An 18,864-nucleotide genomic window follows, 5' to 3' on the forward strand; every position below is an offset into this window, starting at 1 on the left:
TGTCCCTCGTCCCTTACTTCGCAGCCGCGGCGAGCTCGGCGGCCTTGTCGGCCGCGCCGTCCATGGTGTCCACACGCTGTACGAGCGGGTGGTTGGCGTCGGACAGGATCTTGCGACCCAGCTCCGCGTTGTGGCCGTCGAGGCGCACGACCAGCGGCTTGTTGACCGCCTCGCCCTTCGACTTCAGCAGGGCCAGGGCCTGAATGATGCCGTTGGCGACCTCGTCGCAGGCGGTGATGCCACCGAAGACATTGACGAACACGGACTCGACGTCCGGGTCGCCGAGAATGATCTCCAGGCCGTTCGCCATGACCTCGGCGGAGGCGCCGCCGCCGATGTCGAGGAAGTTGGCCGGCTTCACGTTGTCGTGCTTCTCACCGGCGTACGCGACGACGTCGAGGGTGCTCATGACGAGACCCGCGCCGTTGCCGATGATGCCGACCGAGCCGTCGAGCTTGACGTAGTTGAGGTTCTTGGCCTTGGCAGCAGCCTCAAGCGGGTTGGCTGCTGCCTTGTCCTCAAGCGCCTCGTGCTCCGGCTGACGGAAGTCGGCGTTCTCGTCGAGAGAGATCTTGCCGTCCAGCGCGATGATCCTGCCGTCGCCCGACTTGATCAGCGGGTTGACCTCAACGAGGAGAGCGTCCTCCTTGATGAAGACGACCCACAGCTTCTGCAGGACGTCGGCCACCTGGTCGGCGATCTCCGCCGGGAACTTCGCTGCGGCGACGATCTCCGCGGCCTTCTCCGGAGTACAGCCCTCGTTGGCGTCGACCGGAATCTTGGCCAGCGCGTCGGGGTTCTCCTCCGCGACGACCTCGATCTCCACGCCGCCCTCTACGGACGCCATGGCGAGGAAGGTGCGGTTGGTGCGGTCAAGGAGGAAGGAGACGTAGTACTCCTCCGCGATGTCCGCGGTCTCGGCCAGCATCACCTTGTGGACCGTGTGGCCCTTGATGTCCATGCCGAGAATGACGTCGGACTTGGCAACAGCGTCGGCGGGGCTGGAGGCAAGCTTGACGCCGCCGGCCTTGCCTCGGCCACCGACCTTGACCTGCGCCTTGACGACAGCCTTGCCGCCCAGGCGCTCGGTTGCTGCGCGGGCCGCCTCAGGCGTGTCGACGACTTCACCGGCCAGCACCGGTACACCGTGCTTGGCGAAGAGATCCCTCGCCTGGTACTCGAACAGGTCCACGCGCGTCCGTCCCTTTTCGTGTGATCGCGGTTCGTTGCATTGTCTGCAATGGGCGTGCCGCAAAGGGCAACGTGACGGCGCTGTCACAAGGGAGGCGTACACGGTGTCCGGTACGCGGCATGTCCGCCTCGCAGGTTATCCCCGTGGGCCGTGGGTCCCTAAATCGCAGATCACACCTGAGCGGTGATACCGGTCACAGATTGCACCTGTGACCGCCTCCGGCGGCCTCGGGCAGCCTCGGGAGTGACCAGCGGGCCCTTGCCTCACTGGTGGGGCGCCGTGTCCGGTATGGGGAGAGGCCGCTTCTCGATCGCCGCCGCCATCACTTCGGGGAAGAGCTCGGGCGTACAGGCGAAGGCGGGCGCGCCGAGGGCCGCGAGGGCAGCCGCGTGCTCCCGGTCGTACGCCGGTGCGCCCTCGTCGGACAGTGCGAGCAGCGCCACGAACTGCACCCCCGACGCCTTCATCGCAGCGACCCGCTTGAGTATCTCGTCCCTTATCCCGCCCTCGTAGAGATCGCTGATGAGCACGACCACGGTGTCGGCCGGGCGGGTGATCTGCGACTGGCAGTACGCGAGGGCCCGGTTGATGTCCGTGCCGCCGCCGAGCTGAGTGCCGAAGAGGACGTCGACCGGGTCGTCCAACTGGTCGGTGAGGTCGACGACGGCGGTGTCGAAGACGACAAGGCGGGTGGCGATCGAGCGCATGGAGGCCAGGACCGCGCCGAACACGGACGCGTAGACGACGGAGGCGGCCATCGACCCGGACTGGTCGATGCACAGGACAACGTCCTTCTTCACGGACTGCGAAGCCCGTCCGTACCCGATGAGCCGTTCGGGAACGATGCTCCGGTACTCCGGGAGGTAGTTCTTGAGATTGGCCCGGATCGTACGGTCCCAGTCGATGTCCCGGTGCCTGGGGCGGTTGATACGGGCGCTGCGGTCGAGGGCGCCGGTGAGGGTGGCCCTGGTGCGGGTGACGAGGCGCTTCTCCAGATCGTCGACGACCTTGCGCACGACCGCTCGGGCCGTCTCCTTGGTCGTCTCCGGCATCACCTTGTTGAGCGAGAGCAGCGTCCCCACCAGGTGGACATCCGCCTCAACGGCCTCCAGCATCTCCGGTTCGAGCAGGAGGGCGGAGAGACCGAGACGGTCGATCGCGTCGCGCTGCATGACCTGCACGACGGAGCTCGGGAAATACGTACGGATGTCGCCGAGCCAGCGCGCGACGGACGGCGCGGAGGCGCCGAGCCCGGCCGACCGGTTGCTGTCGCGGGGCCCCTTGGCGGCGCCACCGCCGTAGAGCGCGGTCAGGGCCCCGTCCATCGCGGCGTCCTGCCCGCCGAGCACACACCCGGTCCCGTCGGCCTCCTGCCCCCCGAGCACCAACCGCCACCGCCGGAGCCGCTCGCCGGCGGCGGTGCTCGCGTCGTCGGTCGTGGAAACGTCCGTCGTGGAATGGTCCGTCGCGGAGCCGGCTGTCGCGGAGCCGAGCGTCGCGACCACGTCATTGCCGTACGTGCTCATCGGGCCTCCTCCGTCAGGACCTTCGGTCGGTTGTCATCTTCTTGCTGGAACTGGGGCTGTTGCTGTTGCTGGAGGTGTTGCTGACGCTGTTGCTGTTGGCGCAGATCGTGGCGCTCCTCCATGTCCCTGCCGAGCAGCAGCGCCAGCACCGGCAGTACGGCTTCGGCCCGCCTCTCGTCGATGCCGGGACCGAAACCGGGTGCTCCGGCTTCGGTCCGGGCCGGTCCCGCCGCGGTCGGCCCGCGCCTGACCAGCTCGCCCAGAGTCCGTCGCACACCCGGCTCGTACGCCGAGAACGTGCGGCGCAACAGCGGCAGTACGTCGGTGAACGCCTGGTCGGGGACACCGGCCAGCCAGGCATCGACCAGGCCCAGGAGGCGCGCGTCGTGCACCAGGAGCATCCCCCCGCCCGAGGCGCCGCCGACGAAGCCCTCGATCCAGGCAGCGCCGTCGGCCGGCGGGGTGCCGGGTGAGAGCGCGAGCCCCATGAGCCGCGCCGCCTCGTCCTCCGCGAGCCGCCCGTCGTCCAGCAGCAGCCGCACAGCCCGCCCTCGGATCACGCCTCCCACGGAATCCCGCCCCGCGAGCTTGCGCAGCACGGCGGCCCAACGCCCGCGCAGTCCACCGGAAGTGCCGGAGGCCCGACCGGAGTCATCGGCGCGCCCGGCACTCGTCCCCCCGCCGGCCGACTCCGGTATGCGCACCGCCTCGGGGTCACGCACTTCGGGATCACGCACTTCGGGATCACGCACTTCGGGATCACGCGCACCCGCGTCGTGTGGCGCGGACTCCGCCAGAAGGCCGATCGCCGTCTGGACCGCGTCGAGGTGGCGGCGCATCTCCGCGGCGCCGTCCGCGTCGAGGCCCGTACAGGCGGGTGGCAGCCCCACGCAGATCCTCTCGGCGAGGCCCGCCGCCACCTCGCCGAGCGCGACCGTGTCCGTGCCGCGTACGTCGCCGTACCGCAGGGAACGGGCGAGGGCGGGCAGCGCCTGGGCGAGGTTGCCGACGTCCGCGTCCAGCGCGGCGCGGTCCGCGAGGGCCCGCATCACCACCGGCAGGGCGTCCGGGAGTTCGGCCAGGAGGCACCGCTCGGCGAGCGCGGTGACATCGGCGAGCGCGGTCGCCGAAGTGGCTTGGGACTCGGCCTTGGCCGTGGCGGCGGAGAGCACGGTCGTGCCCCACACCCCGGCCTCCGCGACCCGCACCGCGAGCTCGGGCTCCCAGCGCAGCAGCCAGCTCTCCCGGAACGTACCGGTGCTCCCCCGCCCTGTGGCGGGCCCGCCCCAATCGATGGACAGCAGCCGCAGCCGGTGCAGCAGCCTGCTGCGCGCCGCGTCGGTCTCCTTGCGGAGGTCGAACTCCAACTCCCGCTCCAGCGGCTCCGGCTTGAGCCGCAGAGTGCGCTGCGCCCGGGTCAGATCGCGCTGCAGCGGCACGGCGGGCGCAGCGTCAGGGACCTCGCCGAGCACATCACCGACGACGAGCCGGTCATGGATGAGCGCGAGTGGCACGTCGGAGCCCTCGCACATCACGGCGCGGACGGCGTCGGTCGTCTCGGTCAGGCCCGCGAGGGGCCGCCCGCGCATGGCGGCGAGGGTCTCGGCGAGCCGGACGGCCTCGATGACATGGGCGGAGGACACCATCCGGTCCTCGTCCCGCAGCAGCCCGGCGACCTTGGTCATCCAGCGCTCGACCGGCCTGTCCCTGGCGCCGAACAGGTGCCCGTACCAGCCGGGCGAGTCGATGCCCGCGCCGTATCCGCTGTGCCGGGCGAGCCTGCGGTGTGTCCAGGGCACCCAGGTCATTTCGGTCCTGACCTTGGGCAGCCCCTTGAGCAGCGCCCGGTCGGCGGTGGCCGTGGCGGCCTTCTCGTCCAGCGCGGGAAGGTGCCATGCGCCGCAGACGACGGCGATGTCCTCGCCGAACTCCTTGCGCGCGGCCCGCAGCCGGGTCCGCATATAGGCCTCGCGCACCCGGTCATGGGCGTGCCCGCCGTCCCCGTACTCCTGCCGCAGCGCTCCCATGGCTTCGGCGATCGCCCTGAACGGTGCGAGGGCGGTCTCCCGCTGGACGTCACCCGCGGACGGGCCGCGGTGCTCGACCACGTCCTCCCACCAGCGCTCGGGGTCGTCGTACCCGGCGGTCTCGGCGAGGACGGCGATCGGATCGATCCGCAGGTCACCCGGGACGGATGAACGGCCTTCCCGCCGGCCCCCGTCACCGTCGCCGCCCCCGGATTCGGCACCCCCGTCCGGTGTCCCCGCACCGCCCGGCGCCGCGCTCTCCCCCTCACCCCCGTCCCTTCCCTCCTCTCCTACCTGTCCCGCGCCGTCTCCCGCCTCTTCCTCTTCGTCTTCCCTGAACGCCAGCGAATGCGCCGCCGGGAGATCGATGAAGCGCACCGGAACACCGCGCCCGAGCGCCCAGCGGATCGCGACCCATTCCGGTGAGAACTCGGCCAGCGGCCAGAAGGCCGCCCGCCCGGGGTCGTCCGTGACATGCGCGAGCAGGGCAACGGGCGGGCGCATCTGCTCGTCCGCCGCGAGTGACAGCAGCGCGTCACCCTCGGGCGGCCCCTCGATCAGCACGGCCCGGGGCCCCACGGCGTCGAGCGCACTTCGCACCGCGCGGGCCGAGCCGGGCCCGTGGTGGCGCACACCCAGCAACAGCGGGCCCGCCGTCATGCCGAGACCTCCCGGCAGGCGCGATAGAAGTCCTTCCAGCCGTCCCGCTCGCGGACCACCGTCTCCAGGTACTCCTGCCAGATCACGCGGTCCGCGGCCGGGTCGCGCACGACAGCGCCGAGCAGGCCGGCGGCCACGTCACCGGGGCGCAGCACACCGTCCCCGAAGTGCGCGGCGAGGGCGAGGCCACTGGTGACGACGGAGATCGCCTCGGCCGTGGACAGGGTCCCCGAGGGGGACTTGAGCTTCGTACGGCCGTCGGAGGTGACGCCGTCGCGCAGCTCGCGGAAGATCGTGACCACCCGCCGGATCTCGTCGATCCCGTCCGGTGCGGTCGGCAGGTCGAGCGAGCGACCCAGCTGGTCGACGCGGCGCGACACGATGTCGACCTCCGCGTCCGCGGTCGCGGGCAGCGGCAGCACGACCGTGTTGAAGCGGCGGCGCAGCGCGCTGGACAGATCGTTCACCCCGCGGTCGCGGTCGTTGGCGGTGGCGATGACGTTGAACCCTCGGACGGCCTGAGTCTCCAGGCCCAACTCCGGGATGGGCAGGGTCTTCTCCGACAGGATCGTGATCAGGCTGTCCTGCACATCCGCCGGGATACGGGTCAGCTCCTCGACCCGCGCGGTCATGCCCTCAGCCATGGCGCGCATGACCGGGCTGGGAACGAGCGCGGCGCGACTCGGCCCGTTCGCGAGCAGCTCGGCGTAGTTCCAGCCGTAGCGGATGGCTTCCTCGGGCGTCCCCGCTGTGCCCTGCACCAGCAGGGTGGAGTCGCCGCTCACGGCGGCGGCGAGATGCTCGGAGACCCAGGTCTTGGCGGTGCCTGGGACTCCGAGCAGGAGCAGCGCACGGTCCGTGGCGAGGGTGGTGATGGCGACTTCGACGATCCGGCGCGGCCCCACGTACTTCGGTGTGATCACCGTGCCGTCGGGCAGGGTCCCACCGAGCAGGTAGGTGGCGACGGCCCACGGCGACAGCAGCCACCGGGCGGGCCGCGGCCGGTCGTCGGCCGCGGCCAGCGCCTTGAGCTCGTCGGCGAACGCGTCTTCCGCGTGCGGCCGCAAGGCCTCACCCCTCGCCGCACTGCCGACAGCCTTGGTTTCGGGCACGCTCATGGATCCCCCTCCAGATTTCCCGGATGTGAGATCTACCGTGCACCACGCCACTGACAATCAGCCGTCACCGCAGGTCAGCGACCAAGTGAGGCAGTGTTGGAGCTACTTGGCAATCGGCGAGATCGTGATGCAGCCACCCACCATGGCCTTCTCCCCCTTGGCCTCCTTGATCGTCTCGCCCTTGTAGACAACCTTGCAGCTCAGGTCGGCGGCGCCCTCGATGGCGATCGGCGACACGGCGGCCGGCATGATTCCGCGCAGGGTGACCGTCTTCGTCCACGGCAGCTTGGGCTTGGCGACGGATTCCATCTTGGGGTTCATGGCCGTGCCCTTGCCACCCGCGAACTCGATGGAATCGACACTCTTGCCGGTGACCTCGTACGTGACCTCGTAGGTCTCGTCGACGGCCTTGTCGACCTGGTCCACGGCCTTGTCCTTGGCTGCCTCGGTCGTCTCGGCGCAGGCGCCGAGACCGAAGGCGAGGCCGGTGATGACGGCGGCACAGACTGCGGTGCGACAGACGGCGGTGCGGATGATGCGGTTCATGCGGGATCCCCCCGGATCTTGAGTGCGGAATCTCGCACCCAATCGCAAAGGAAAAGCAAAGTCAAGCTGCCGCCCGATCGGCCGAATCCGCAGGTGGGAGCCGATTGTCAGTGGTGGCGCGTAGCGTCGTTGGCATGAATCAGCTGGGGGTGCGCTGGACTGCGGATCAGGTGCTGGCACTGGCTCCTGATGATGCGTCACGCAAGGCGGGAAGCAGGCTCGGTACGGCCGGGCCGTGGTCGGAGACGGGGAGCAGCGGCTCGGGGGCCGTGTGGGGCTTGTGCAAGGGCAGCGGCGGCAAGCCGTACCGGACAGTGGTCGACATGGCGGGCAGCAGTCCCGCCTACAAGTGCAGTTGTCCGAGCCGGAAGTTCCCCTGCAAGCACGCGTTGGGGCTGCTGCTCCTCCAGACCGCGGACGAGCAGGGGTTGCGGGCAGTCACGCCGCCGGGCGCGGCGGCAGGCGTGACGGTGGGCGCGACGGTGGGCGCGACGGCGCCCGGCTGGGCCCAGGAGTGGCTGGCTACACGCAGGGAGAGCGCCGCCAGGACGCGGGGGCGGGAGCAGGGCGTAGAGGGTTCGGCGGAAGGAGAGTTGGGGTCCTCCGCGAAGACAGGCGACCCCGAGGCCGCCCGGCGCAGGGCCGAGCGACGGGCCGAGCGGATCAGCCTGGGGGCCACCGAGCTGGAGCAGCGGTTGACCGACCTGCTGCGCGGCGGTCTGGCCACTGCCGAGCAGACGGGGTACAAGCTGTGGGAGGAGACGGCCGCCCGGATGGTCGACGCCCAGGCACCCGGATTGGCTGCTCGGGTAAGGGAGTTGGGTGCCATACCGGCATCGGGGGCCGGCTGGCCGGTGCGGCTGCTTGAGGAGTGCGCGCTGCTGCATCTGCTGGACCTGGCCTGGTTGGGCCGTGACCGGCTGCCGGAGCCACTGTCCGCGACGGTCCGCACCCGCGTCGGCCTCACCAAGCCCGCCGAGGGCCCGTCCGTGCGGGACCACTGGATGGTGCTCGCCCAGTACGACACCCCGGACGGCAAGCTCGTCGCGCGCCGCATCTGGCTGTACGGACGGGACTCGGGACGGACCGCGCTGGTGCTGTCCTTCGGGGCCGCGGGCCGGGCACCCGAAATCGCCCTGCCGCCCGGCCTGATGGTCGACGCCGAGCTCACCTATTTCGCGGGGTCCGGGCAGCTCCGGGCCGACTTGGGCGAGCGGTTCTCCGTCCCCGTCCCGATCGACGAAGCGCCACCGGGCGCCGGGACCACCGAAGCGGTGTGTTCCTACGGGGCGGCTCTGAAGGACGACCCATGGCTGGAATCCTGGCCGGTGACGCTCAGCGGCGTCATACCGATACCCGCGGAGGACGGCTGGCAACTGGCCGACGCGAAAGGGGAGTCCGCCCTCCCCGTCGCCCCCTCGGCCCTGTCCAGGCCCGGCCTGTGGAAGCTCGCCGCCCTGTCCGGCGGCGGCCCCGTCACGGTCTTCGGCGAGTGCGGCCACCGCGGCTTCACACCCCTGGCCGCCTGGCCCGAAGGCTCGGCGGAGACCGTCGCGCTCGTCGACGCCTGATCACCGGGCCATCCCGAGCGCGCACCACGCACAACCTCGCCGATTGTCCCGACCGCCGCACCCCGACTGTCCTGACCTGACCGTCCTGACCGTACGGAGGGACCCATGACCAGCACCACCCATTCGACCGCCGGCAGGCCCAGCACCACCGGCACGACCCGCGGCACGAACACCGGCACGCCCCCCGGCGCCAACACCGGAGTCGGCAACAGCAGCTGGGAAGAGGTCATCACAACCGCCCTGCTCGGCACCGACCGCCGCGCGCTGCCTGCCGGGCTGGCGCCGGCCGGCAAGGATGCGCCGGTCGCGCTGTTGGACGCCGCCGCCCAGCTGACCGTACGGCGCAGAGCGGGCCTGCTTCCGGCGCGGGCCGGTGCGCGGCCCACACCCGCGCTGCATGATCCGCGCCCGCAGTTGCCTGCGGCTGCTCGTGGCCGCCTCGCCCAGCTACTGGCCGGCCGGTCCGCCTCTCCCACGAACGCCGGGGGTCGGCGCGGCACTGCGCCCGATCTCACCGAGCTGCTCCCCCAGTGGCTCGCCGCGGCGAACGGGCGCCGCTATCAGGCACCGGCCGCGCTGCTGCCCGCGCTCCTGGACGCCGCCCGCTCCCGCAGCGACCTACGGCCCCAGGCCCTGTCGTTCGCCGGGCCGCGCGGTCTCTGGCTGGCGCGGCTCAACGCGGACTGGAGGTTCGCCCTGCGCGGGGCGTCCGGCGGCACCGCACTGCCCGACATCCGGGACACCGAGGCCGTGCGGACCTTGTGGGAGGAGGGGCTGTTCGCGGAGCGGGTCGGGCTGCTCGCCTCCGTGCGGGCGCATGAGCCCGCCGCCGCGCTCGCGCTGCTCGCCGCGACGTGGCCCACCGAGCGCGCCGAGGACCGGCTGATGTTCCTCGACTCCCTGCGCACGGGCTTGTCCGACAGCGACGAGCCCTTCCTGGAACAGGCACTGTCCGACCGCAGCCGCAATGTGCGTTCCACTGCCGCCGAACTGCTCTCGGCGTTGCCGAGGTCCGCCCTGGCCTCCCGGATGGCGGGCCGCGCCACGACCTGCGTCAGCCTGGATCGCAGCGACCGGACGGGGGACGGGGAGCGCATCGCCGTCGAGGCCCCGCACGAATGCGACGCGGACATGCAGCGCGACGGCATATCGCCCAAGCCCCCGGCCGGCCGGGGCGAACGATCCTGGTGGCTGGGCCAGTTGGTGGAGTGCACGCCCCTGGCCGCCTGGACGCGCAGGCTCGGCGGCCGTACGGCACGGGAGATCGTCGCGCTGCCCGTGAGCGACGACTGGCAGGAGGAGCTGCATGCCGCCTGGTGCCGTGCGGCGGTACGGCAGCATGACGCCGACTGGTCGCGGGCCCTGCTCGGTATGCCCTCCGCGCCCCCGACCTCCGGGACCGGCACCTCGTCGCTCGCCGAGCGCTCGAAGCTGCTGGCCACTCTGCCGGAGGGTGAGCGGGCGGACTGGGTGGCCGAGTTCATCGCGGCGCACGGACTGTCCGAGGCCTTCCAGCTGCTCGGGGTCTGCACGGTGCCGTGGGCGGCGTCGCTCGGGCGCTCGGTGGTCGACGCGCTCGACATCGCACGTGACGCGGGGAGCTACCCGTGGAGTTTCAGCGGGGTCATGGGCCTGGCGGAGCGGTGTCTGCACCCCGGCGAGGCGAGCCGTCTCGAAATCCTCACGACGACTCCCGACGAGCAGGAGGACGCGTCGCCCGGCGCGGGCGGCTACTGGTCGGAGGCCTTCCAACGCCTCGTCGGCACCCTCCGTCTCAGGGCGGCGATGCTCGCCGAATTGTCGCAACCCGGGGAGCCTCCGTCGGCGTCTCCCACCGCAGAACCGTCGGAGCCGACCGAACGGCCGCAAGGGCCGGGCTCCCCGGAGGCGTCGGGGTCGCCCGAGCCGCCGGACCGGCCGAAGGAGTAAGCCATGGGGCCCGTCGCGTCGCCCGGAGCGTCACGTACCGGAGCGCGCCGCACGACAGGACGGTGCGACGCGACCGACCCGGCCCGTCAGTCGAGCCAGGCCTCCACGCCGGAGTCGGGGCCGACCAACGCATCGAGATCGGGACCGGCCTCCACGCTGGACTCGGGACCAGCCTCCACGCTGGACTCGGGACCGGCTTCCACGCCGGCGTCGGGCGCCACATCAAGCCCAAGCGTGCGCTCAAGCGTGAGCGTCGGCCCAAGCCCAGGTTCGAGCCCGAGCACGGGCCCCGCACCGGCCCCAGCGCCGGCCGTCACCTCAAGCTCAGGCTCAGGCGCCGACTCCGTCCCGGGCTCCACCTCAGGCCGAGGCGCCGACTCCGCCCCAGTCGTCCCATCGAGCGCGAGCGCAAGTCCGAGCCCGAGCGTCGGCGCGGGCTTCGCACCAACCCCCGCTGTCACCCCAGCGTCGGCCCCCGCCGTCACCTGGGCGGCGTCAGGCTCGGCTTGCGCGTCAGGCCTGGGCGGCCTGGCGGACGTTGGCGTTGACCCAGTCGACGATGGACTGCGTCGTCGCGCCCGGGGTGAAGATCGCCGCGACACCCTTCTCCTTCAGCGGCGCGATGTCCGCCTCCGGAATGATGCCGCCACCGAAGACCTTGATGTCTTCCGCGTCGCGCTGCTTGAGCAGGTCGATGACCTTCACGAAGAGCGTGTTGTGCGCACCGGAGAGGATCGACAGGCCGATCGCGTCGGCGTCCTCCTGGATGGCGGTGTCCACGATCTGCTCGGGCGTCTGATGAAGCCCGGTGTAGATGACCTCCATACCGGCGTCGCGCAGCGCCCGCGCGATGACCTTTGCCCCACGGTCGTGCCCGTCGAGGCCCGGCTTGGCGACCACCACGCGGATCGGTCCGGTCACACCCATCACTGCCTCCATGTACCGACTGCGCCGTCATTGGCACGCGTCCCCGCTCCGGAAAAGGACGGGGAAGTGAACGAACGTTATCTACAGCATCCCGCAAGCGCTCGTTTCACGGTGGACAGGGAGGGGGAAATCACACGTGGGACATGTTCGCTATGCATCGTTCCCGCCTCAGCAGGCGCTACTGCCGCAGCGCCGGGAATGATCGCCTGGGGAGCCGCAACGAGGTCGCCGCATCCCCCTGCCGTCAGCCGCACGGCACGGGAGTGCGTCACGCCGACCGCCTCCGCACGGCACCCCATGAGGGCACACGGGAGACGGAGCTGTCTCCCCACGTGCCGTTCGGGAGGTCGGCCATGAAGATTCTGCCCTTCTTCTTCGTTATTCCGCCGTGTCTGCGCCAGTTGCAGCTGTCAGCCGCGCTCCTGCGGGCCACCGCCCTGGAGCTGGCCATCCTCGCCGGGCACCTCTTCCTCTATCCGTCGGGCATCGCCCAGGAGCGCCGCCGGGATCCGGTCGACGAAGCAGTGGGCATGCTGCCGGAAACGTCCCGGCTGCCCACGACCGGCCACGCCCACCCGCCGGTCGTGCTGCTGCACGGCTTCGTGGACAACCGGTCCGTGTTCGTGCTGCTGCGCCGATCCCTGGCCCGGCACGGCTGGCACCACCTGGAATCCCTCAACTACTCGCCGCTGACCTGCGACATACGTACCGCTGCCGAGCTGCTCGGGCGCCACATCGAGGAGATCTGCGAGCGCACGGGTCACGCCCGGGTCGACATCGTCGGCCACAGCCTCGGTGGCCTGATCGCCCGCTACTACGTGCAGCGCCTCGGCGGCGACACGCACGTACGCACACTGGTCACTCTCGGCACTCCGCACTCCGGCACCCGCGTAGCCCCGCCCATGAGCGCTCACCCCATCGTGCGACAGATGCGTCCGGGCTCCGACGTGATCGAGGAACTGCGTGAGCCCGCGCCGGACTGCCGTACCAAGTTCGTAAGTTTCTGGAGCGATCTCGATCAGCTGATGCTCCCCGTCGAAACGGCGTGCGTCACCCACGAGGATCTGATTGCCCAGAACATACGAGTGACTGGAATCGGCCATCTGGCTCTGCCCGTCCATCCGGCCGTCGCCGCCGGGATCCGACAGGCGCTCCAGGCTCAGGATGCCGCGGCCGGGGCGCCCGGGGCAGCATCGGTGGCCTGATCCCCACCCCTGACCTGGCCGCCCCACCCCCTCGCCCAACCGCGCCCAGATCGAACACTCGTCGAACGTAAGGCCAAGGCTGCGCCCGTCGTCCACCAAAAGGCGGCCGAATGCCCGTTTCCGGAGCGCCGGGAACCTGCCGAAGATTGTCGTCGCCGCATACCGCCGGGTACAGTCGCGCCACTGTTTGCCTTTGGGGCTCCCGTATTCCCAGGGGCTCAAGTTTCTCCAGGGACCCCAGACCTCAGGTCCTGTTGTCGAGGCGAGAGAGAAGTTGGTGGACGACCAGCACGCCCACGCCGGGTACGACGGCTACTCCACCGGCAGTTTCGACACCGATCCACTTTTCGGCACACTCCCGGGGTCGGCAAGCCCATACGGGGTGGACCACAGCGGCCAGTACGACTCCTCCCAGTGGGACACCACGGGTGCCCACCAGACGGTGGGGTACGACGCCTACGGCGCGCAGCAACAACAGCACCATCATCAGCAGCAGTACGACACCACCTCATGGCCTGCCGCCGGATACCAGACAGCGGCGGATATCCCCGCACAGACCACCGGCCAGTGGGACACCAACGCCTGGAACCAGGTAGGGCAGTTCGGCACAGGGCAGCTCGACACGGGCCAGTTCATCCCGGGACAGTTCGACTCGGGACAGACCGGCCAGTACGCGGCCCCGCAGTTCGCCCAGGCCGCCGACACCACCGGGCAGTGGAGCACGGCACCGGGGTACAACACCGGCGCGTACGACACCGGCGCATACGACGCCACCGCCTGGAACACCGGCGGCCACACCGGGGCCCACCCCGTCGCCGCGCCTGAGGAAGTCCTCTACGCCACGGCCCAGTTCTCGGTCGCCGACCTGACCGAGGCCCCGCAGGCGTTCGCAACGTCCGAGGCGCACGAAGCACCCACCCCGTACGAGGCATACAACCCGCACGAACCGCATGAACGGTACGAAGTCTCGCCGGACTACGGGCAGTACGACACCGACGCCGGGAACGACGCCAGCACCCGCAGCACCGCCAGCGACGACACCGACTCCGCCGACGACGCCCCCTACACCGCTCCGGACCCGGATCGCGAGCCCGTCGCAGCAACCGCCGCCGCCGACGGCCCCCGCGCCGCCCGCCGCTCCGCGAGCCGGGGCCGTCGCCGCACCCCCGCCAAGCGCTCCGCGCTCCTCACCGTCGCCGTCCCCTCCGCCTGCGTGATGGGGGTCGCCGGCATCGCTGCGGCCTCGGTCGGCGGAGTCGGCAGCTCCGCGGAGCCGAAGGACGGGACCACCACGGTCGCCGCCCCCGACGCCGGCTCGGTGAAGCCGGTCACCGTCAACAACAAGCTGGACACCCAGCTCGCCAACCTCAGCGCGGACGCCGACGACTTCGCCGACCGTGCCAGCCGCACGCAGGAGCGCATCGACCTCAAGGCCCGCCAGATCGCCGACAAGAAGCGCCGGGCCCAGGAGGCCGCCCGCAAGGAGGCCGAGCGCCCCAAGTTCGTCCTGCCGGTGGCGCAGCACGGACTCAGTGCGTACTACGGCCAGGCCGGCGTCAACTGGATGTCGCAGCACTCCGGCATCGACTTTCCCGTCTCGTACGGCACGCCGGTGATGGCCGCGACCGACGGCACCGTCCGTACGCAGTACAACAGCGCCTACGGAAACATGGCCATTGTGACCGCCGCCGACGGCACCGAGACCTGGTACTGCCACCTCAGCAGCAACAAGCTCCGGTCCGGCTCGGTCCAGGCCGGCGACACCATCGCGTACTCCGGCAACTCGGGCAACTCCACCGGGCCGCACCTGCACTTCGAGGTACGTCCCGGCGGCGGCGCGGCGATCGACCCGCTGTCGTGGCTCCGCAGCCACAACATCGACCCGACCTGAGCCCGGCACCGTAAGCCCCGAGCGCAAGGCGAACAGGCCGCGGCCCAGCCCCCCGTCGGCGCCCGCCCCGGACGCCCGCCCCCGGCGTCCGCTAAAGCTTCTGAACCGGCGCGTACCGCAGCAGCAGCTTCTTCGGCCGCTCGTCGCCGAAGTCGATCGTCGCCTGGGCGTCCGATCCCGTCCCCGTCACCGTCACGACCGTCCCAAGGCCGAACTGGTCGTGCGTGACCCGGTCCCCGACCGTCAGCGCGATCACCGGCTTGTCCGAGGACCGTCGCGTGGCGAAGCCCGAAGGACCGGAACGCCCGCCACCACCACCGGCGCCCCCGCCCCGCGTGGACGAGGACGAGGAGGAGAACGTCGACGTGAGCGAGGAGGACGACGACCGCGAGGAGCCGATGCCCGAGACCGGGCCCGCCGGAATCTGCGCCCCCGTCCGCTTCCACGTCAGGTGCTCCTCCGGGATCTCCTCCAGGAACCGCGACGGCGGGTTGTACGAGGGCTGTCCCCACGCGCTGCGCATCGTCGACCGCGTCAGATAGAGCCGCTCACGCGCGCGAGTGATCCCCACGTACGCCAGCCGCCGCTCCTCCTCCAGCTCCTTGGTCTGTCCGAGCGCGCGCATGTGCGGGAAGACCCCGTCCTCCATACCCGTCACGAACACCACAGGGAACTCAAGGCCCTTGGCCGTGTGCAGCGTCATCAGCGTGATGACGCCGGAACCGTCCTCGTCTTCGTCCGGGATCTGGTCGGAGTCGGCGACGAGCGCCACCTTCTCCAGGAACTCCGCGAGCGTCCCCGGATTCTCGCCGTCGGCCCGCTCCTGCTCGAACTCCAGGGCCACCGCGGCCAGTTCCTGAAGGTTCTCGATGCGCGTCTCGTCCTGCGGGTCCGTCGAGGCCTGCAGCTCGGCGAGGTAACCCGTGCGCTCGAAGACGGCCTCAAGCACCGTGGCGGGCCCTGCGCCCGCCTCGACGACCGTGCGCAGCTCCTCCATCAGCGTGTTGAACCGCTTCACGGCATTCGTCGAGCGGGCCGCCATGCCGTACGCCTCGTCGACGCGCTGGAGCGCCTGCGGGAAGCTGATCTTCTCGCGCAGTGACAGCGCGTCGATCATCGCCTCGGCGCGGTCGCCGATGCCCCGCTTCGGTACGTTCAGAATGCGGCGCAGCGGAACGGTGTCCTCGGGGTTCGACAGGACGCGCAGATACGCCAGGACGTCCCGGACCTCCTTGCGCTCGTAGAAGCGGACTCCGCCGACGACCTTGTAGGGCAGGCCGACCCTGATGAAGATCTCTTCGAAGACACGGGACTGCGCGTTCGTACGGTAGAAGATCGCGATGTCGCTGGCCTTTGCGTCGCCCGCGTCGGTCAGGCGGTCGATCTCCTCGGCGATGAACTGCGCCTCGTCGTGCTCGGTGTCCGCGACATAGCCGGTGATCAGGGCGCCCGCTCCGGCGTCCGTCCACAGATTCTTCGGGCGGCGGTTCTCGTTTCGCTCGATGACGGCGTTGGCGGCGGTGAGGATCGTCTGCGTGGAGCGGTAGTTCTGCTCCAGCATGATCGTCTTCGCGTTGGGGTAATCCTCCTCAAACTGGAGGATGTTACGAATGGTGGCCCCGCGGAAGGCGTAGATCGACTGGTCGGCGTCACCGACGACGCACAGCTCGGCCGGGGCCTTGTCCTCACCGGACGGACCGACCAGCTCGCGCACGAGGGTGTACTGCGCGTGGTTGGTGTCCTGGTACTCATCGACCATGACGTGCCGGAAGCGCAGCCGGTAGTGCTCGGCGACGTCCGGGAACGCCTGGAGCAGGTGCACCGTGGTCATGATGATGTCGTCGAAGTCCAGCGCGTTGGCCTCGCGCAGCCGCGCCTGGTACATCGCGTACGCCTCGGCCAGCATCTTCTCGAAGCCGTCGGCGGCCTGACCGGCGAAGGTCTCCTCGTCGATCAGCTCGTTCTTCAGATTCGAGACTTTGGCACTGAAGGCCTTAGGCGGGAACTTCTTCGGGTCGAGATCCAGATCGCGGCAGACGAGCGCCATCAGGCGCTTCGAGTCCGCAGCGTCGTAGATCGAGAACGAAGACGTGAAGCCGAGCTTCTTCGACTCGCGGCGCAGGATACGGACGCACGCGCTGTGGAAGGTCGAGACCCACATCGCGCCCGCGCGCGGGCCGACGAGCTCCTCGACGCGCTCCTTCATCTCGCCCGCGGCCTTGTTGGTGAAGGTGATCGCGAGGATCTGGCCGGGGTGCACACCCCGATTGGCCAGCAGATACGCGATCCGGTGGGTCAGCACCCGGGTCTTGCCCGAGCCGGCCCCCGCCACGATGAGCAGCGGCGAACCGGCGTGCACGACAGCGGCGCGCTGCTCCTCGTTCAGCCCGTCGAGCAGCGCGGCAACATCCGTCACGGGGCGCGGTGCGCCGCCACGGTAGTACGCGTCCCTGGGCGCCGGGGGCGCCGCGAAGGCACCCTCGAAGAGGTCGTGCGGGACCTCCTCCGCGGCGTGCCCCTCGGGGGGCGGCGGAGTCGCCTCCGCCGTCGGCTGGAGGTCGGCCAGGAAGCTGTCGTCAAAGAGGCTGCTCATCGTTCACCAAGTTTAGGCGGGCCCACTGACACCCCGCCCCGGAATGCCCGCGAATCCCGTCGGCGACGGCCGTACCGGGCCGCGCCGACCGCTTCGCCAACCGCATTCGTCCGTGACCTCCGCCACATCTCCACCCCTCTCACGCCACCTCTACATCAAGGTAACGAAAACGTATCGGGCATATCGAACATCGGGCTTCCCAGCGGTCACACGCATTGGCTAGCGTGCTGCGTCGGGCGGCTTGTACCTCCACCGGCGATCGGCGCCGGACCGAGTCGCCCACGCCGAATTCGTACTGCCGCAAGGCAGTTCGGAACCGGGGACCCACACGCACCACTGGGGTGAATCGGTCCGAGTTCCCCACGGACCGTAGGGCAGCCTTCCGTTCCGCCCGAACCCGACAGCTAACCCGGTAGGCGGTCCACGGAAGGAAAATGCCGACCTTGGCATCGCATCGCAAATCGCGCACCCGGCTACGTACCACCGCACCCGCCGTCGGTATGACGACGGCCGCCATAGCCTCCATCAGCCTGCTGGGGCAGAGCGCCCAGGCCGCGCCGAATGAGCCGAGCCCCAATCCGACCGTCGAGGAAGTGCAGAAGAAGGTCGACGACCTCTACCGGCAGGCCGGAACCTCCACCCAGAGCTACAACAAGGCGAAGGAAGCCACCGAGGGCCAGCGCAAATCGGTGGACGGACTGCTCGACGACGTCGCCAAGCGCACCGAGAAGCTCAACGAATCGCGGCGCAAGCTCGGCAACTACGCCGCCGCGCAGTACCGGTCGGGCACGGTCACCCCGACCGCGGCGCTGCTGCTCGCGGACAGCCCGCAGCAGTACTTCGACCAGAACCAGCTGATGGACCGCATGACGGAACGTCAGAAGTCGTACATCACCGACTACGAACAGAAGCAGGAAGAAGCCTCCAAGGAGCGCGCCGAGGCGACCCGCAGCCTGGAGAAGCTCACCGAGTCGCAGGCCGCGCTCAAGGCCTCCAAGCAGGACGTCCAGAAGAAGCTCGCCAAGGCGCGCGAGATGCTGTCGGATCTCACCGCCGAGGAGAAGGCCCGGCTCGCGGCGCTGGAGAAGGAGCGGGAGGCCGAGGCCACCCGCAAGGCCGAGGCGAAGGCCAAGGCAGAGGCGAAGGACAGAGCCGACGCCGAGCGCAAGCGCCAGGAGGAAGCGGCCCCGCAGGAGGACGGCGCGGGCAGCGGCACGGGTACGGGCACCGGGACGGGCTCAGGCACCGCCCCGGGCACGGGTACGGGCGGCGGCAGCGAGTCCGGTGGCGCGTACGCGGCCAAGGCCGAGAAGGTGCTGGCCTTCGCCCGCGCCCAGATCGGCAAGCCGTACGTCTGGGGCGCCGCGGGCCCGAGTTCGTACGACTGCTCCGGGCTGACCCAGGGCGCGTGGAAGGCCGCGGGCGTTGATCTGCCGCGGACCACCTGGGACCAGGTGGAGGTCGGCACACGGATCGCGACCGACGACCTGAAGCCGGGTGACCTGGTCTTCTTCTACGACGACATCAGCCATGTCGGCATCTACATCGGCGACGGCAAGATGATCCACGCGCCCAAGCCCGGCGCGTACGTCCGCGAGGAGTCGATCTACTACATGCCGATCTACGGCAGCGTGCGCCCGGCGTAGTACACACCGCGCACTGTAGGGACTCAATAGATC

The 18,864-nt window shown here is 70.4% G+C and carries 13 protein-coding genes and 1 riboswitch; of the genes, 5 read left to right on the plus strand and 8 right to left on the minus strand.

The features are described 5' to 3' along the window. Positions 1 to 13 precede the first annotated feature (13 nt). The 5 genes from sucC to ABCR94_RS25180 all read right to left on the minus strand — a co-directional run bounded on the left by sucC (position 14) and on the right by ABCR94_RS25180 (position 7,069). Positions 14 to 1,192: an ADP-forming succinate--CoA ligase subunit beta gene (gene sucC, locus ABCR94_RS25160; protein WP_347122307.1), complete on the minus strand. Its 1,179-nt coding sequence runs from the start codon at positions 1,190 to 1,192 to the stop codon at positions 14 to 16. A 263-nt stretch (positions 1,193 to 1,455) separates the two neighbouring features. Beyond that, a complete protein-coding gene (locus ABCR94_RS25165) occupies positions 1,456 to 2,718 on the minus strand; it encodes a VWA domain-containing protein (protein WP_347122308.1) in 1,263 nt (420 codons plus the stop codon). Continuing rightward, positions 2,715 to 5,405, minus strand: a complete 2,691-nt coding sequence (locus ABCR94_RS25170; RefSeq protein WP_347122309.1) for a DUF5682 family protein — start codon at positions 5,403 to 5,405, stop codon at positions 2,715 to 2,717. The genes ABCR94_RS25165 and ABCR94_RS25170 overlap by 4 nt, the downstream gene beginning before the upstream one ends. After that, positions 5,402 to 6,523 (minus strand): ATP-binding protein, encoded by a 1,122-nt coding sequence (locus ABCR94_RS25175; RefSeq protein ID WP_347122310.1) that lies wholly within the window; start codon positions 6,521 to 6,523, stop codon positions 5,402 to 5,404. Before ABCR94_RS25175 ends, ABCR94_RS25170 begins: the two co-directional genes overlap by 4 nt. Before the next feature lie 102 nt (positions 6,524 to 6,625). Next, complete coding sequence (locus ABCR94_RS25180; RefSeq protein WP_347122311.1) at positions 6,626 to 7,069, minus strand: hypothetical protein; 444 nt, start codon at positions 7,067 to 7,069, stop codon at positions 6,626 to 6,628. A gap of 134 nt (positions 7,070 to 7,203) precedes the next feature. Here ABCR94_RS25180 and ABCR94_RS25185 point away from each other — a divergent pair, with 134 nt between their 5' ends. Together ABCR94_RS25185 and ABCR94_RS25190 are read left to right on the plus strand one after the other, a co-directional pair. After that, positions 7,204 to 8,640 (plus strand): SWIM zinc finger family protein, encoded by a 1,437-nt coding sequence (locus tag ABCR94_RS25185; RefSeq protein ID WP_347122312.1) that lies wholly within the window; start codon positions 7,204 to 7,206, stop codon positions 8,638 to 8,640. Positions 8,641 to 8,745: 105 nt separating this feature from the next. Beyond that, entirely contained in the window at positions 8,746 to 10,569 is a 1,824-nt protein-coding gene (locus ABCR94_RS25190; RefSeq protein ID WP_347122313.1) for a DUF5691 domain-containing protein, read from the plus strand. Positions 10,570 to 10,655: 86 nt separating this feature from the next. Here the strand turns inward: ABCR94_RS25190 and ABCR94_RS25195 are convergent, their stop codons facing one another. Both ABCR94_RS25195 and icmB read right to left on the minus strand, forming a co-directional pair. Next, positions 10,656 to 10,886 (minus strand): hypothetical protein, encoded by a 231-nt coding sequence (locus ABCR94_RS25195; protein WP_347122314.1) that lies wholly within the window; start codon positions 10,884 to 10,886, stop codon positions 10,656 to 10,658. A gap of 196 nt (positions 10,887 to 11,082) precedes the next feature. After that, positions 11,083 to 11,496 (minus strand): coenzyme B12-dependent isobutyryl CoA mutase small subunit, encoded by a 414-nt coding sequence (gene icmB / locus ABCR94_RS25200; protein ID WP_347122315.1) that lies wholly within the window; start codon positions 11,494 to 11,496, stop codon positions 11,083 to 11,085. Positions 11,497 to 11,849: 353 nt separating this feature from the next. On the opposite strand from icmB, the gene ABCR94_RS25205 reads away from it, so the two are divergent. Both ABCR94_RS25205 and ABCR94_RS25210 read left to right on the plus strand, forming a co-directional pair. After that, positions 11,850 to 12,701, plus strand: coding sequence for an esterase/lipase family protein (locus ABCR94_RS25205; protein WP_347122316.1), 852 nt, complete (start codon positions 11,850 to 11,852; stop codon positions 12,699 to 12,701). Positions 12,702 to 12,978: 277 nt separating this feature from the next. Beyond that, the gene (locus tag ABCR94_RS25210) at positions 12,979 to 14,592 is read left to right on the plus strand and encodes a M23 family metallopeptidase (RefSeq protein ID WP_347122317.1); all 1,614 of its coding nucleotides are present in this window, start codon (positions 12,979 to 12,981) and stop codon (positions 14,590 to 14,592) included. A 91-nt stretch (positions 14,593 to 14,683) separates the two neighbouring features. Here ABCR94_RS25210 and pcrA read toward each other — a convergent pair whose 3' ends face one another. Continuing rightward, entirely contained in the window at positions 14,684 to 17,185 is a 2,502-nt protein-coding gene (gene pcrA / locus ABCR94_RS25215; protein WP_347122318.1) for a DNA helicase PcrA, read from the minus strand. 272 nt (positions 17,186 to 17,457) lie between these two features. After that, a riboswitch (cyclic di-AMP (ydaO/yuaA leader) is annotated at positions 17,458 to 17,620 on the plus strand. Between pcrA and ABCR94_RS25220 the strand changes: the two genes are divergently transcribed. Further along, positions 17,620 to 18,831 carry a C40 family peptidase gene (locus ABCR94_RS25220; protein ID WP_347122319.1) on the plus strand — a complete coding sequence of 404 codons (1,212 nt, stop codon included), beginning with the start codon at positions 17,620 to 17,622 and terminating at the stop codon, positions 18,829 to 18,831. (Overlaps the previous riboswitch by 1 nt.) Positions 18,832 to 18,864: the final 33 nt, after the last annotated feature.

Origin of the sequence: Streptomyces changchenzhani (assembly GCF_039766235.1) — a bacterium.
Lineage (GTDB): Bacteria > Actinomycetota > Actinomycetes > Streptomycetales > Streptomycetaceae > Streptomyces.